General features: G+C 61.9%; 18 protein-coding genes. 9 read left to right on the top strand and 9 right to left on the bottom strand.

Annotated elements, in window-relative coordinates; genetic code table 11:
• Nucleotides 1-43: 43 nt before the first annotated feature.
• A complete protein-coding gene (locus tag CQ13_RS19190) occupies nucleotides 44-847 on the bottom strand; it encodes an SDR family NAD(P)-dependent oxidoreductase (RefSeq protein ID WP_057844395.1) in 804 nt (267 codons plus the stop codon).
• Nucleotides 848-1090: 243 nt separating this feature from the next.
• Here CQ13_RS19190 and CQ13_RS19195 point away from each other — a divergent pair, with 243 nt between their 5' ends.
• The 3 genes from CQ13_RS19195 (at nucleotide 1091) to CQ13_RS19205 (ending at nucleotide 5749) form a co-directional block, all read left to right on the top strand.
• The gene (locus CQ13_RS19195) at nucleotides 1091-3118 is read left to right on the top strand and encodes a TRAP transporter permease (protein ID WP_057844396.1); all 2028 of its coding nucleotides are present in this window, start codon (nucleotides 1091-1093) and stop codon (nucleotides 3116-3118) included.
• Nucleotides 3119-3143: 25 nt separating this feature from the next.
• Nucleotides 3144-4103, top strand: coding sequence for a TAXI family TRAP transporter solute-binding subunit (locus tag CQ13_RS19200; RefSeq protein ID WP_057844397.1), 960 nt, complete (start codon nucleotides 3144-3146; stop codon nucleotides 4101-4103).
• A gap of 428 nt (nucleotides 4104-4531) precedes the next feature.
• On the top strand, nucleotides 4532-5749 hold the full coding sequence (locus CQ13_RS19205) for an EAL domain-containing response regulator (RefSeq protein ID WP_057844398.1): 1218 nt from the start codon (nucleotides 4532-4534) through the stop codon (nucleotides 5747-5749).
• Between the two features lie 7 nt (nucleotides 5750-5756).
• Here CQ13_RS19205 and CQ13_RS19210 read toward each other — a convergent pair whose 3' ends face one another.
• Nucleotides 5757-6236, bottom strand: a complete 480-nt coding sequence (locus tag CQ13_RS19210) for a hypothetical protein (protein ID WP_057844420.1) — start codon at nucleotides 6234-6236, stop codon at nucleotides 5757-5759.
• A gap of 198 nt (nucleotides 6237-6434) precedes the next feature.
• On the opposite strand from CQ13_RS19210, the gene CQ13_RS19215 reads away from it, so the two are divergent.
• Nucleotides 6435-6740: a hypothetical protein gene (locus CQ13_RS19215; RefSeq protein ID WP_057844421.1), complete on the top strand. Its 306-nt coding sequence runs from the start codon at nucleotides 6435-6437 to the stop codon at nucleotides 6738-6740.
• Between the two features lie 43 nt (nucleotides 6741-6783).
• Here the strand turns inward: CQ13_RS19215 and CQ13_RS19220 are convergent, their stop codons facing one another.
• From CQ13_RS19220 to CQ13_RS19230, 3 genes are all read right to left on the bottom strand, one after another.
• Nucleotides 6784-7977: a hypothetical protein gene (locus CQ13_RS19220; RefSeq protein WP_057844399.1), complete on the bottom strand. Its 1194-nt coding sequence runs from the start codon at nucleotides 7975-7977 to the stop codon at nucleotides 6784-6786.
• Nucleotides 7978-8065: 88 nt separating this feature from the next.
• On the bottom strand, nucleotides 8066-9046 hold the full coding sequence (locus tag CQ13_RS19225) for a Bug family tripartite tricarboxylate transporter substrate binding protein (RefSeq protein WP_057844400.1): 981 nt from the start codon (nucleotides 9044-9046) through the stop codon (nucleotides 8066-8068).
• 132 nt (nucleotides 9047-9178) lie between these two features.
• Nucleotides 9179-9808, bottom strand: a complete 630-nt coding sequence (locus tag CQ13_RS19230) for an NUDIX hydrolase (RefSeq protein WP_057844401.1) — start codon at nucleotides 9806-9808, stop codon at nucleotides 9179-9181.
• Between the two features lie 80 nt (nucleotides 9809-9888).
• Between CQ13_RS19230 and CQ13_RS19235 the strand changes: the two genes are divergently transcribed.
• From CQ13_RS19235 to CQ13_RS19245, 3 genes are all read left to right on the top strand, one after another.
• Nucleotides 9889-10314, top strand: a complete 426-nt coding sequence (locus tag CQ13_RS19235; protein ID WP_057844402.1) for a PaaI family thioesterase — start codon at nucleotides 9889-9891, stop codon at nucleotides 10312-10314.
• Nucleotides 10315-10461: 147 nt separating this feature from the next.
• Entirely contained in the window at nucleotides 10462-11484 is a 1023-nt protein-coding gene (locus tag CQ13_RS19240) for an aldo/keto reductase (protein ID WP_057844403.1), read from the top strand.
• A gap of 120 nt (nucleotides 11485-11604) precedes the next feature.
• Nucleotides 11605-11850: a PilZ domain-containing protein gene (locus CQ13_RS19245; protein ID WP_057844422.1), complete on the top strand. Its 246-nt coding sequence runs from the start codon at nucleotides 11605-11607 to the stop codon at nucleotides 11848-11850.
• A gap of 88 nt (nucleotides 11851-11938) precedes the next feature.
• Here CQ13_RS19245 and CQ13_RS19250 read toward each other — a convergent pair whose 3' ends face one another.
• Nucleotides 11939-12229 carry a hypothetical protein gene (locus tag CQ13_RS19250; protein WP_028348084.1) on the bottom strand — a complete coding sequence of 97 codons (291 nt, stop codon included), beginning with the start codon at nucleotides 12227-12229 and terminating at the stop codon, nucleotides 11939-11941.
• A gap of 316 nt (nucleotides 12230-12545) precedes the next feature.
• Nucleotides 12546-12734 carry a hypothetical protein gene (locus tag CQ13_RS19255; RefSeq protein WP_057844404.1) on the bottom strand — a complete coding sequence of 63 codons (189 nt, stop codon included), beginning with the start codon at nucleotides 12732-12734 and terminating at the stop codon, nucleotides 12546-12548.
• A 197-nt stretch (nucleotides 12735-12931) separates the two neighbouring features.
• Here CQ13_RS19255 and CQ13_RS19260 point away from each other — a divergent pair, with 197 nt between their 5' ends.
• Nucleotides 12932-13426: a YciE/YciF ferroxidase family protein gene (locus tag CQ13_RS19260; RefSeq protein WP_057844405.1), complete on the top strand. Its 495-nt coding sequence runs from the start codon at nucleotides 12932-12934 to the stop codon at nucleotides 13424-13426.
• Between the two features lie 35 nt (nucleotides 13427-13461).
• On the opposite strand, the gene CQ13_RS19265 is transcribed toward CQ13_RS19260, so the two are convergent.
• A complete protein-coding gene (locus CQ13_RS19265) occupies nucleotides 13462-13752 on the bottom strand; it encodes a hypothetical protein (protein WP_057844406.1) in 291 nt (96 codons plus the stop codon).
• Between the two features lie 19 nt (nucleotides 13753-13771).
• Entirely contained in the window at nucleotides 13772-14239 is a 468-nt protein-coding gene (locus CQ13_RS19270; protein WP_156433753.1) for a phosphatase domain-containing protein, read from the bottom strand.
• Between the two features lie 19 nt (nucleotides 14240-14258).
• Here CQ13_RS19270 and CQ13_RS19275 point away from each other — a divergent pair, with 19 nt between their 5' ends.
• A complete protein-coding gene (locus CQ13_RS19275; RefSeq protein WP_245309230.1) occupies nucleotides 14259-14510 on the top strand; it encodes a hypothetical protein in 252 nt (83 codons plus the stop codon).
• Nucleotides 14511-15068: the final 558 nt, after the last annotated feature.

The following is a 15068-nucleotide window of genomic DNA, read 5'->3' on the forward strand; positions in this document are numbered from 1 at the left end:
GTCATTCCGGAGCGCGCGACGCGCCTCGGAATGACAGCCAGCCCTAACTCGACCTCACCGTTATCCCGCCGTCGACCACGAGCTCGATTCCAGTGACGTAACGGGATTCGTCGGAGGCGAGAAACAGCGCGGCATTGGCGACGTCCCAGGCGTCGCCCATGTGCCCCATCGGCACTTGCGCATCGCGCGCCCGCCACATCGCTTCGACATCGCCGGCCGAATAGCTTGCAGCGAGGCCAGCCGAGTGCTCGACCATCGGCGTCTTCATCAGGCCCGGCAGGATGCAGTTCACACGAACATGATCTTTCGCGAATTGCACGGCGGTGGTGCGCGTCATCTGGTTCATCGCCGCCTTCGAGGCGCCATAGGTGACGTAGGAGATGCCGAGATGGCGAATCGATGCGATCGACGAGATGTTGATGACCGAGCCGCCACCCTGCTTCTGCATCACGGGAATAACGTGCTTCATGGCAAAATAGGCGCTCTTGAGATTGACCGCGAAAACGTGGTCCCAGCTTGCCTCGTTCACTTCGACGACGCTGCCCATTTCGGCAATGCCGACATTGTTGTCGAGCACGTCGATGCGGCCATAGGTCTTCAGGCACGCCGCCACCATTGCCTCGACCTCGACCTCGCGCGAAACGTCGGCGGTGAAGGCGGCAGCCTTGCCGCCCTCGCCCGTGATGATGCTGACGGTTTCATTTGCGGCAGCCGCATTGCGATCGACGCAGAACACGCTGGCGCCCTCGCGCGCGAAGGTGACGGCGGTCGCCTTGCCATTGCCCCAGCCGGGACCGATCGATCCCGCGCCCACCACCATCGCCACCTTGCCCTTGAGCCGTTCCATCGACTTCTTCTCCCTTGGGTTGTCGTTGCATCGCAGCGCGCACGAACGCGGCGCATCCGAATTTTGGGGCGGGAAATTGGACGGACGGCGCTCCTGGGTCAACCTGTCCGAAAAGCTAAAGCAGCGACTTGGACATAGGCCGAAAAGTCCCTTGCAACCGCCCCCCAAACCGGACTGAATGCGGCCCGCGAAGGAGGCCCGCCGCAGTCGGGCCGGAAAGTTAGCCGGTCCCCCGGGGGAAGCATGGACGTAGACAAGACAACGCCGCCCAATGACGAGGTCATCGCCGTTTCGGACGAAGCCTTGCACAAGGCGGAAGCCTACATCGAGGCGGAAGAAGGCGCGGCCAACCGCCTGATGGGGTGGGCGGGAAGGATTTCGACCACGATTGCCGTGGTCATGAGCCTGTTTCACCTCTATGCGGCCTATGCCATCGTTCCGACCCAGGAGCTTCGCTACACCCACGTCGCCTTCACCTTGATTTTGAGCTTCCTGCTATTTCCGCTGGCGACGCGGTTTCGCAACCGTGTGCGCTGGTGGGATGTCGTCCCCGGGATCGTCGCGGTGGCGACCGTCATCTACGCGCTGTGGGGTGGCGAGGACTTTACCGATCGCGCCACCACGCCCGACCGCTGGGACGTGATCGTCGGCATCGTCTTCATCGTGATGCTGCTGGAGGCGACGCGGCGCACCACCGGCGCAATCATGCCCGTGGTGTCGCTGCTGTTCATCGCCTATGCGATGCTCGGCCCCTATTTGCCGGCGCCCTGGACCCATCGCGGCTACGACCTCGACCGCCTGGTCGGTCACCTCTTTATCACGCTGGAAGGCATCTTCGGCGTCGCGGTTGACGTGTCGGCGACGCTGATCATCCTGTTCACGATCTACGGCGCATTCCTGCAGCATTCCGGCGCCGGCAAATTCTTCATCGATTTCTCGCTGGCCTTGATGGGCGGCAAGCCGAACAGCGCCGGCCGCACCGTGGTGCTGTCCTCGTTCCTGCTCGGCGGCCCCTCCGGATCGGGCGTCGCCACGACCGTGATGATCGGCACGGTGGCCTATCCGATGATGGCGAAGGCGGGCTTCGAGAGGAACGCCGCTGGCGGATTGCTGGCTGCCGGCGGGCTGGGCGCGATCCTGTCGCCACCTGTGCTCGGCGCCGCCGCGTTCCTGATCGCCGAGTTTCTCAAGATCAGCTATCTCGACGTCATATGGATGGCGACCATCCCGACCTGTCTTTACTACATGTCGCTCCTGTTCATGGTCGAGCTGGACGCCAAGAAATTCCACGCCAAGAACGTGACCTTCACGCCCGAGATGTCGCTCGGCCAGATGACCATGCGGTACGGCTTCCACTTCATCTCGCTGCTCGCCGTCGTCTTTTTCATGATCATCGGCTACTCGCCGTCGCTGTCGGTCTTCTACGCCATTATCGTCACCTTTGCGCTGAGCTTCCTGCGCCGGGAGACCGCGCTGGTGCCGAGCAAACTGGTGAAGGCGCTGGCCGACGGCTCGATCGGCGCGCTCAATGCCGCGACCACCTGCGCCTGCGCCGGCATCGTCGTCGGCATCGTGACGCTGACCGGTCTCGGCCTCAAATTCTCGTCGATCGTCATCGCCTATGCCGGCGGCAGCCTGCTGCTGACCGCGATCTACACCGCGCTGATCGTCTGGGTTATCGGCCTCGCCGTGCCGGTGACGGCGTCCTACATCATCTGCGCGGTTATCGCAGCGCCCGCGCTGGTCAAGCTCGGCGTGCCGGACTACGCCGCGCATATGTTCATCTTCTACTATGCCGTCCTGTCGGAGGTCTCGCCGCCGACGGCGCTGTCGCCGTTCGCGGCGGCCGCCATTACCGGCGGCGATCCCTACAAGACCACGCTGCAGTCCTGGAAATATACGCTGCCGGCGTTCCTGGTGCCGTTCGTCTTCGTGCTCGATCCGCAGGGGGGCGGCCTCTTGATGTCGATCCCCAAGGGCGGATCGTGGGTCGACATTCTCGAAATCACGATCAAGACAAGCTTGGGGCTGCTGGCGCTGGCTGCATTTGCCCAGAACTGGGCGCTGCGACAAAATACAGCGGTCGAGCGCGGCCTGCTTCTGCTATCGGGATTGCTGCTGGTGTTCCCAAGCCTGATTGAGGCAATGGTCGAATGGATCACCGGACGCGATATCAGCTACACCTATTTGCCGGGCCTGATCATCGGTTTCGGCGTATTGCTGTGGCAGGCCAAAACGCGGTCGCCAGAGCGGCCTGCGGTCACAACATAGAGAAGAAGCAATTGAGGAGACAAAAATGAAAAAGACCACAGCGATACTGGCAATGGCTCTGGGGCTCGCCTTTGCCGGCGCAGCCCATGCGCAGCAGAAAACCATGTCGATCGGCACCGGCGGCACCGGCGGCGTCTACTATCCGCTCGGCGGCGCGGTTGCCAATGTGCTCTCGAAGAACCTTCCCAACGTGCAGGCCACCGCCGAGGTCACCGGCGGCTCGGTCGACAATCTCAAGCTGATCGGCGCCGGCAAGAGCGAGCTTGCCTTCACCATGGCCGATGCGGCGCTCGATGCTTTGCAAGGGCAGGACAAGTTCAAGAGCGGCAAGGTGCCGCTGCAGGCGCTGCTCGTTGTCTATCCGAACCGCATGCATGTGGTGACGGTGGAAGGCACCGGCATCCAGACCATGGCAGACCTCAAGGGCAAGCGCGTGTCGACAGGTTCGCCCGGCAGCGCCACCGAGGTGATGGCATTCCGCGTCATCGAGGCAGCCGGCCTCGACAAGGACAAGGACATGAAGCGCGAGCGGCTCGGCGTCGCCGAATCCGTCAATGCGGTCAAGGACCGCAAGATCGACGCCTTCTTCTGGGTGGGCGGCATTCCGACCGCTGCAATCACCGATCTCGCGGCGACGCCGGGCCTGAAGATGAAGCTGATCGACCATGGCGATCTGGCCGAGAAGATGAATGCCAAATACGGCAAGCTCTATTCGTCGAGCAAGATCAAGGCGGGCTCGTATCCCGGCTACGACAAGGACAACTCCATCGCCGACGTCTGGAATCTGATCGTCACCGGCGACAAGATGAGCAATGAAGACGCCTACACCATCGTCAAGACGCTGGTGGAGAAGAAGGCCGACATTGTTGCCGTGCACAAGGAAGCCGAGAGCTTCTCGCTCGACAACCAGGTGCAGGACCGCTCGCCGATCCCATTCCATCCTGGCGCGTTGAAGTACTTCAAGGAGAAGGGCATCGGCGGCTAAGGCAACGTGCCGGAGCTAATTCGCTTGCGTCATCAGTGACCGCGGTCTGCCGAGGACCGCGGTCATTCTTTTGGCCGATGAAAGGGTTGTGAGCGTTGCGGCATTGCTGCTCCTGCGAGGGAGCGTTCAGGCGAGGTTCGCTGAGCCACGAACATCGCGGCGCCTGCGAGCGACCACAGGCGTTAACGCGCAAGGCTGATCAAATGCTGTCCAAGCCGGGCATCAACGTGTCGAAGCCGATGAAATGACCCCGTCGAGTTGTCCCGGGCGCTGGTTGGCTGCGTCGCGGCAGCAGTTTCCCTAAAATTTTATTCTTGTCGGCTGCTTTAACCCTACCGAAGTAATCATGTGACCTGCCGCAAAATTCCATGATTGCGACCGCAACGCCGATGTACCACTGGCGTTGGGGTATCTAATGGGAGGGTGGCATGGAGCAAATCAACTTTGTCGACTATTCGCGCGCGGCGCACTTCGGGCATCGGAAGCTGGCGCCCAGAGCGTGCGTCGTCGACAGCAAAAAGCACCTCCGATTGTTTCTTTCCGACGCTCTCGAGGATCTCGGGTTCGTCACCTGCGAATGCGGCCAGGCCGGCGATTTGGCAGGCGTACTGCAGGCGGAGCAGCCGGACCTGATCGTGCTCAGCGTGTGCGCCGACGGGATCAATGTCGGCGAAATTCTCGAGGCAATCGTCCGGAAAAATTTCGGCGGCAAGGTTCTCGTGATCGGTCAACCCGACACGATCATGGTTAAGGCCGTCAGGCAAATTGGCGAAGAATACGGCATTGCCATGCTGCCCTCCCTGCCGACGCCGTTCGGCGCGGCGAGCCTGCGCGCCAGCCTCGCGACGCTGCTGCCTGCCGAGCCGGCGCCAAGCCCGGCCGTCGACGTCGCCGAGGCGTTGAAGGCTGGCTGGCTCGAATTGTGGTATCAGCAGAAGATCAACACCCGCACGCTGGTCCCCAGCGGAGCGGAGGGGCTGGTCCGGATGCGGCATCCGGCCTGGGGTGTGGTCCCGCCAGCCTACTTCATTCCCGACGACAAGGATCCGCATTTTTGCAAGCTTTCCGAGTTCGTGATCGGCCGTGCGATCGAGGACTGGCGCTATCTGCTGGAGAGCCAGGGGCCGGTCGACCTCTCGATCAACCTGCCGATATCGTTCTTCGACGACGCAGCGGCGGTGCGCGATCTGTGCCGCGCCATGCCTGCCCATCCGGCGTTCGGCGGGCTTCTGATCGAAATCAACAGCAGCGAGGTGGTCGACCATCCGGATCTCGCAGTGGACACCGCAAGACGGCTGCGCCTGCACAATATCGCGATCGCCATCGACAATGTCGGAGCGGAATGGCCGTCGCTGCTGGAGCTTCGGAGCTTCCCGTTCCTCGAGCTGAAGGTCGACCAGCAATACCTCAAGGGCTGCGCCGACGATCGGCTGAAGCAGACGGTATGCCGACGCATCGTCGAACTGGCGCGGGACAACGGCGCTCGCGCCGTCGCCCAGGGCATCGAGACGCGCGCCGATTACCTTGCCGCGCACGACATGGAATTCGATCTGATCCAGGGCCATCTGTTCGGCAAGCCCGTCGGGGTGCGCAAATTCGCGCGGTCGCGCCCTCAGCTTGCAGCCGGCTCCGAGAAGGCTCTCTGAGCGAGGCTCACTCGAACTTCATATCGATGCATTTCGCGATGTCGGAACCGAGACCGGACGAGATGATGATGCAGCCGCGCACCCTCAGATTACTGTTGTCGCTGGCCCAGACCGCATAGCCGCCCGGACCGAAAAACGAATTGGTATTCGGCGGCTCGGTCTCGGTGGCATCGAACGAATAGTTCGCGTCGGTATCGAAGATGCGAGGCTTCTTGGTGCAGCCGCCGTCGGCCTGCACGTTGATGACTTCCTTGTTGTCCCGCGTCAGCGCCATCGAGACCTGGCAGCGGAAATACTCTGACGTCTTGGTGTTGAACACGTAAGCATAGGATTTGCAGGTCGAAGTGTTGAGCTTGCCCGCGCTCAATCCCCGACTGCAGGCGATCCGCTGGTTGTTGGACAGCTGGAAATTGTCAGCCTCTGCCGCTTGAGCCGGCGTCATGAACGATAGCGCAACACCAAGACCGATCTTCATGACGTGGTTCATCATAACCATCCCTATGACGTTTTTCGCAATGCATGCTTGTAGCCGGAAAAGCGAACATAGTCGCGAAGTCGGACGCGGGAAATCACAAAGTCTCAAGGGCCGTGTGATGCGTCGAAGGTGGCAATTGACGGCGCAACGCCGTTCGTGATTTGTTCAAAGCGTGAGGCAGAAGCCGAAGGCTCACGGGGAGGATGGATGATGACGTGCAGTTCAACGAAGACGGTTTTGACGGTGGCCATCCTGGCGGGCTTTTCGACCGGCGCATTGGCGCAAGGCGCCGCGCCGACGCCTTGGGAGCTGAGACAGGACATGGGCTATGCCTATGGCAGGGACGGCAAGACGCTCGCGTACAAGATGGGCACGAACAATGCGGGCCTGCTGCTCAAGGGAGCCAAGAAGGTGCCGAAGGGCACATTGTTCTTCATCGGCCAGAATGGGCAGCTCTACATGCGGTCCGGCCCCTATCTGGAAGGCGACGGCAAGTTCATGTTCGGGTCGGAGTGAACTGCGAGCGCTCGCGCTACTTACCTCCCTTGGAGGGTGATAACTAAAACGCCGTCGCCAACTCCTTCGCGCCGGGCTTGCTGGAGTTGAAATCCATCCGCTCGTCGGTGATCGCCAATAGTTTCGCCACCGTATTATGGCGGATTGCGACCGGGTTACGCTCGTAGCCGCCGCGCTGGAAAAAATTCGAGGTCGGCACCTGCTCGCGCATCGCCTGCGGCATGGTGACCATGTCGAGGCCGGTGCCGTCGCCCGTCAGGTTCATCATTTCGAGTTCGGCCGCGGTCAGCGGCCGATTGTAGCCCTTGGCGCGCGCGAAATGGACCGATGTCAGCAGCTTGTGGGTCTGCAGCATCGGTCCGACGTCGATATCGAGCACCATGGCGTGCACAGCCCAGCCCTGCGGGGTTTTGGCGAGCTTCTCATGCTCGGACCAGGTATCCGGTACGGTGCGCGTGAACGCCACCATCCGTTTCAAGACGGCAAGCTTGTGGTCCATCGCCTTGCGCGGCGCGCCCGACAGCGTCGCGGCCCTTGCCGTCAGTTCCTTGATGATTTCGTGGCCCTGTTCGGCCAACAGCTCGACGCTGTTGGTGGTGAGCAATTGATTGTAGCCGATCGCGGTCGAGATCGCGCGCGAGCCCGGTTTCGAGGGGTTCAGCCCCGACTGCATGTCGTAATTGCCGTTACCGCCGGTCTCGAACGAGTAGACCCGCACCGCCTGCTCGCGCGTCAATCCCGAGGCCAACGCGTAGCGGGCATAGGCGCGCTTGAATTCGACTTCGGTTGCCGGCCGTTGCGGCGTGAACTGGAAATGCTCGGCGGCCGCTTTAAGAAAATCGGCAACCACCGGCAGCGGCTTGCGCTCGCGCGGCGGCTTTTCTTCTTCAGGCTCCGGGCTGACCGGGCGCTTCGGACCGGTGTAGACCGGCGGCTGGGTCAGCACGTAATCGTTGAGCGTGATAGCCTGGCGTTCCCGGCGCTTGGCGTTGCGGCCCTTTCGCTTCTCGGAGATTGAGGCCCAATAGGCGCCCGCCTCCTCTTCGAAGGCGGCGCGGGCCTCCTGATACTCTTTCAGCTTACGACGATATTCGGCCATCGCCTGCGGCGAGGCGGCTTGCGCCATGGCGTCGGCGGTTGAGGGAGGGAGCGGCTCCGTCGCCACGGCAGGCGGCGTACTCGCCAGCAGCGCGAGCGCAGCTAATCCGGAACCCATGCGAATCAATGGCAGGCGCATGGCACGGTTGTAGCAAGCGCCGCCGCGATGTCAGCCCCGAAAGGGAGCGACTCTTTTTCCTTCTCCCCTTGCGGGAGAAGGGAGAAAGTCACTCCTGCTCGACGCCACTGACCTTCACTAGCTGCGACCACTTCTTCTCGTCCTTATCGATGAACGCCGCATAATCTTCCGGCGTTCCGGGGGTGATTTCGGTGCCGTCATTCACCAACTGCTTCTTCACCTCGTTGGAAGCGAGAGCGTCGCGCAGCGCCTTGTTGAGCTGGTCGACGATCGGCCGCGGCGTGCCGGCGGGCGCGACGAGGCCGTAGTAGAGCGAAGCGTCGAAGCCGGCTAGCCCCGCCTCCATCAGCGTCGGCACATCGGGCAACAGGCTCGATCGCGTGGTGCTTGTGACCGCAAGTGCGCGCAATTTGCCGGCGGAGACATTGGCGTGCGAGGCCGGGATCGGCGCGAAGGCCATCGGGATATGGCCGCCGAGGAGATCGGTCAACGCCGGGCCGGTGCCCTTGTAGGGGATGTGCACCAGCCTGATGCCGGCGGCGCGGGCGAAATATTCGCCGGTGATGTGGCTGGCGGTGCCGGCGCCGGCCGATCCGAAATTGACCTTGTCGGGATAGGCCTTCGCATAGGCAATCAACTCGGCGACACTCTTTGGCGGGAATGATGGATGCAACACGAGGGAATTCGGTGCGTTGCCGATCATGCCGATCGGCGCAAAATCCCTGCGCGGATCGTAGCCGGGATTCTTGTAGAGTGAGGGGCCTATGGCGAGCGTGCCGGTGTAACCCAAGAGCAGCGTGTAGCCATCGGGATCGCTTTTCGCGACCGCCTTGGTGCCAACCGTACCGCCAGCGCCGGGACGGTTGTCGACCACCACCTTCTCGCCGAGTATCTCGCTCATTTTGTCGGCAATGGCGCGGCCGACGATCGAGGTGCTGCCCCCGGGCGCGAACGGAATGACCAGCGTGATAGCGCGGGCCGGATAGGTCTGCGCTTGCGAAACGTCTGTTGTTGCGCTCAAGCCGAGTATGGCGGCTGCGATGCAAAGCCACTTTCTCCCGATGGACATGGTGGGGCGACTCCCGGATATGTTCTTCTTCTTGACCCAGCCATCGTCTCCGAAACCACCGACATCCGCAACCTGCAGAGCACGCTCTCTCACATGGTGAGATGAGCAGCCGTTTCGGCAGCGGCGCCGACCCTATTTCCAGGCGAACACCGGCTGCTCCAGTTCGGCCACACGGGTCTCCCTTCCCGCCAGCACTTCAGCAAACTGATAGATCAGCGCCGCCGTTGGCGCGTGGATGTGCTGGCCGGCATGGCGGAAGCGGATCACGCGCCGCGCGCTTTCGGGAATCCTGGTGAAGCTGAAGACGTCGGCTCGCTCGATGTCGTCGAGCGCGACGCGGTGCACCGAGGCGACCTCCGCTGGATTGGGGACGATATCGGCGCTCGTGCCGACCCAGACCACCACCGGCGTGATCAAATAGCCTGAGCGCGTCGGGTAATCGTCGAGCAGGCCCAGCACATCGCTCTCGCCGAGGCCGACGCCGAGTTCTTCGTGGAGCTCGCGCAACGCGGCCTGCGCCGGCGTCTCGCCGTGGTCGCAGCGGCCGCCCGGCAACGCCCATTGGGCGGCGTGGGCGCGCAGGCTTGCGGCGCGGCGGGTCAACAGAAATGTGGTGCCCGGGCCGCTCTCGGCTTCCGTCAGCGCGATGGCGACTGCGGCGTGCTTCAGCTCAGGCTCTACGCGCTCCGAGGGCGTCCGCGTAAATGCCGCGCAAAGCCCCGCAATATTCCGCCGTGTGGTATCGTCAAATGGCCTGGCCATCCCGCTTGACTACAACACCCGCGCATCAGATGAAAAGACTCCGGACAGCAAGATAGCCCGCAGGAAACGGAAAGCGCGACATGACAGTCAAGGCCGCGGACAAACTCAAATCCGACGGCTGGAAGATCGTCGAAACCTCCGGCTTCCTGCACCTGATCGGCCCGCTCTGGCAGCGCGTCGTCGACGGCACGCATGAATACGCGCTTGCCACCGAGGACAAGCACCACAACCGCCGCGGCTTGGTGCAAGGCGGCGTCATCATGACCTTCGCCGACCGCACCTGCGGCATGACCGCCCGCTTCGTCTCGGGCAAGCCGACGCTGGCGACCGTGCAGCTCGATACGCATTTTGTCGAAGCCGGCAAGATCGGAGAGGTTTTGGTGTCGAAGCCGCACGTGGTGCGCTCCACCCGCAGCCTTATTTTCATCACGACGGAAGTGACGGTCGACAAGCGCTGTATCGCGATGGCGAGCGGCGTGTTCAAGATATTGAAGAGCGAGGGTTGAGGTGTCGTCCTCTCCGCGTCATTGCGAGGAGCGAAGCGACGAAGCAATCCATGCCTCAGCTTGCGGCGCTATGGATCGCTTCGCTGACGCTCGCAATGACGGATGACAACCGCTATCCTGCCTGGACCCGCTTAAGGACCCACCCCAATGCAATACCGCCAACTCGGCCGCAGCGGCCTGAAGATTTCACCGATCTGCCTGGGCACCATGATGTTCGGCGGCCCGACCGATGAAGCGACGTCGTCGCGCATCATTGCGAACGCGCGCGAGGCCGGCGTCAACTTCATCGACACCGCGGATGCCTATAATGGCGGCCAGTCCGAGCAGGTGGTCGGCCGTGCCATTTCAAATAATCGCACGAACTGGATTCTGGCGACAAAGCTCGCCAACCAGATCGGCGACGATCCCAATCGCGGCGGGCTGTCGCGGCGCTGGGTAATGCAGGCCGCGGACGAAAGCCTGCAACGGCTCGGCACCGATTTCATCGACATCTATTATTTACACAAGGAGGACCACGCGACGCCGCTGGAGGAGACGGTGCGCGCGATGGGCGATTTGATCCGCCAGGGAAAGATCCGCTATTTTGGCGTCTCCAACTACCGCGCCTGGCGCGTCGCCGAGATCTGCAATATCTGCGACAACAACGGCATCGATCGCCCGATCGTCAGCCAGCCCTATTACAACGCCATGAACCGGATGCCGGAGGTCGAGCACTTTCCGGCTTGCGGCTATTACGGCCTCGGCATCGTGCCCTATAGCCCCTTGGCGCGCGGGGTGCTGACCGGCAAGTACAGGCCGGATGCGGCGCCCGACCAGGACACGCGTGCGGGGCGCGCCGACAAACGCATGATGCAGACCGAATGGCGGCCGGAATCGCTGCAGCTCGCCCAGGAGATCAAGCGGCACGCCGAAGCGCGCGGCATCACCGCCGGGCAATTCGCGGTTTCGTGGGTACTGAATTCGTCATTCGTGAGCGGGGTGATCGCGGGCCCACGGACCGAACAGCAATGGGATGATTATATCCAAGCGCTCGACTATCGCTTCACGGTGGAGGACGAGGCGCTGGTCGACCGGCTGGTGGTGAGCGGCCATCCCTCGACGCCGGGGTTCAATGACCCGGCCTACCCGATCGAGGGCCGGCGGGCGCGAACGGATGGCCAAGCTCGATGAGCGGAAGCGGCGGTTCCGCGGCGACCCACGACTTGGCGTTGCATCCGGGCTAGAACGCTCGGTAACGGGATAGTAACCTCGCCCGTAGAAACTTCCCTGTTCAGGTGGGAGGTCCATGTGGTGAACGAGCACAGAATAGCACCACGGCGCCGGCTCTTGAAGTCGGGCAAGATTTCGTTTGGCAGCGGCGCCGTCATCGATTGCACGGTGCGCAATCTCTCCGAAACCGGCGCTGCGCTAGAAGTGAGCACCCCGGTCGGCATTCCCGAGCGCTTCACGCTGGTGATCGAAGCCGACCACATCCATGTGCCGTGCCGCGTCGTCTGGCGAAAAACGACGCGGATCGGAGTTCATTTCGAAACCTAACTCGCGCACTCCAGCAACCATCGCGCGCGGCACGCGACCGCGCACGACAAATCGTCTGAAACACACGCCGAGTCCCGGACTCGAAGAGTCAGTGCCTGGATTCGAGACTGACGATCACGCCTGTCGGCTCGGGCTCGTGTGGCGACAATTTCGTCAGCGTCTCATCGCTCCAATAAGCTAGGTTTACGATCATGCCGATTGTGGTTTCCCGCTCGGAAGCCTCGGTCGGCTCCAGGACGTTGAGCCCGCCGCTGTCGAGGAAAAATGTATGATCCCCAAACATGCTGGCTAGCTGCGGAACCACCGGATGATCGTCGGGAAGCGCCTGGGCTTCGAATTGCGTCAGAGCGCGTTCCACCTGTGCCGAGTTCAATTTCATGCACGATCTCCTTACTTGGCTTCTGGTTGGTGTGCACCGCGTGACGGCCTTGACCGCGCGCGGCTCTTCTGCGGAGGGAATTGACGTCAAGCGTGTCGGATCCTGATCGCTCGTCCCCACCGGCGTCACGCGCCGGCTCGCAGCTTCGCTTTCAATTCCGCAAGCACGCCGAATTGAAGTCGGGACAGTGGTGCCTCTTGGCGCCGCTTCAAGCGGGCAACAAAATTAAATTAGCAATGTTCCGCAGAAAGGCATTTTGAAGTCGCATGGAACCAGGTGGAGAAGTTCCGGCGATCCACCGCGTGACTGCCACCGACTACTTCCCGTCGGGAACGGGATGCCGCCTTGCCAGTTCGTCGAGCGGCAGATGCGCTTCCTCGTCGCTCAGTGCAAAACGGACGATGACATCCTGACGCCCGACCTGCCCCCAAAGCCCATCCGATGACCATTTCTGCGGCGCAGGCCCTCGCAGGCCTTCCACCCAGACAAAGTACCATTCCGTCATCACAGCATCTCCTGGGTCTTCGATCAGGTCTCTTCGATCAGGTTTTGGACCGGAACCAGATGCGTCGTGGCCTCGTTGGAATGATATCGCAGGCCTCGAACGCGAAACAGGCCGCTCGGCTCGTGCAGGTTACTTCCGAAGACGATGCAGCGCTGCTGCCGGAAGCCTCATCCGCATCCTGAGAGAAGGAGTTCGCCATGGAGATCAAGAATTTCAAGGACATGTACATTGCCGAACTGCAGGAACTGGTGAGCGTCGAGGACCAACTTGCGGAAGCACTGCTGCGGATGGCGGCGGCGGCATCCCACCCGGCACTCAAGGAAGCGCTGGTGGACCATCACGCGGAGACGGTCACGCAGAAGCACCGCCTCGTGGCCATTCTTCGCCAGCATGGCGCTGACCCGACGGCGCATGTCGACCAGGCCATGGAGGCGCTCATCCGTGAGACCCGGAAGATGCTTGGCATGCTGGAGGGCGACGACCTTCGCGATGCCGGCCTGATCGCATCCGCCCAGAAGCTCGAGCACTATGAAATCGCCGCCTACGGCTCGGCCGCCGCGCTGGCCGGTCAGTTGGAATTGCGCAACGACCAGGCGACGCTGCACGAGAGCCTGATGGAAGAGAAAGAGATCGATGCACTGCTCACCGATATCGCCAAGGGTGAAGTCAATCCGGATGCACTGGCGGCGTAGAGCGGCAGAAGGCGGGACGTCTCGATCGATCAGACTCACGTCCGATCTTCACCCTCGCGACGCTGCCTGAAATGGGGACTGGCGGCCTCGTCGTGACCGCTTCGGCTGCTGAAGAACATCAACGCCATCAGGCCACATCCGATCAGGAGCGAAAAGAACGTGCCAAGGCCAAGCGCGATCCAGCCGTGCGCGCTCATCGGAACGTCGCTGCTTGCGTTCCAGACGTAAGCGGCCCACACGCCGGTGAGGAGAAGCAGAGCGCCAAGTACGATGAGAAGGACTATTTGTCCTGAGCCGATCTTGGCCCTGTCCGAAGATCGCTGCATGCGCCAACTCCATCTTCCGCTAGAAAATTCCCTCTGCGACTTGCGCGCATGGAACACCCTTTGCACGCCACATCTCAACGACCTGATCGCGATCGTCGAAGGCCATGATCGGCCGATAACCGTCGGCCTGAAGCCGGTGCAGCAACTCCGCCTTGACGATGTAGTCCGGGCCGCGGCGGTCTCGCATGTACAGAGGCCCACGCAGACCTGTTTCGCGTTCGAGCCAGTCTTCGGTTTCTTCGCGCACCTCATCCGAGCGGCCTGATACAAAGACCACCGGCTTGGCTTTGGAAAGATGCCGGGCCAGATCGCAGATGTGCTCAATCGCTTTGTCATTGGCGCTGGCTGCAAAAAATGCGCGCCAGTTCTTTGATTTTCGCTCGATGTGGTGCAGCCGGTGGGACACGTCGGCAAGTGTCCCATCGATGTCGAACACGTAACAGTCTTTCGGTGCGGTTTTCATCATAGCTATAACGAATTCTTCCAAGCGGCAGTTCCTGGGAACGGTGGCAATCACCACGCGTTTCCTTTTTGGTCGGAGCAAGGAGATGGCGATGAAACAAAGCGACGACCGCGCCCGCAACAAGGGCGAAAGTGCCAGCCCGAACACGAAGGGTAATGCGCCGCAGCATCAGGGCGGCGACGCAAGCCGGAAGACTCAGCAATGGGGCGGCGGAAACAAGGCTGCGAAAGGTCCGATCACCAAGGAAGATCGGCAGAACGAAAATTCCAGCGCCAAAACTAACGTAAAGAGCTGACACCAATCAGTGACACCAAGAGCTGACTTATGGCCAAAACGAAAGCAATTGCAGAGCCGGGAAAGCGGATTGGGAAACACGGCGGCAATCGAGGTGGGCACCACGCGAGAGGTGCCGAGAAGGTAGTTCGCGCCGGTCGTCAAGGCGCGGGCAAGAATGCTCGTCGGGGCGGCAAAGGCCGTCGCTAGTTTCAGCAAGAAGCCCACGTGGGGGACAACACGGTCGCGCGATGCGCGGCTGATGAGGCTCTACGCCGTTTCCCGTTGTGGTGGGTGCCTGTCAGGATTCAGAAGCTACTGTCAAACAGCGAGAGGGTGTGCGTCCGCGTTCCCGCGGCGTAAGGCGCCCGAGCTTTGCTCAAACTTCCGCCCTCCATCGAAACAAGGGCGCAGGGAAAGCCGGATGCACGCTGCACCCGAGGTCTCGTGTGCTGTTTGCGCATAAGGAAATGCACACGAGCATACAGGGCAGCGGAAGCATTCCGGCTTTCCCTGCGCGATGGGTTACGGCTTACTTCGTGCTCTTGTGTCCGCAAGATCTGCCAGAATGTGCGAACGG

This window comes from Bradyrhizobium retamae (assembly GCF_001440415.1).
Classification (GTDB): Bacteria; Pseudomonadota; Alphaproteobacteria; order Rhizobiales; family Xanthobacteraceae; genus Bradyrhizobium; species Bradyrhizobium retamae.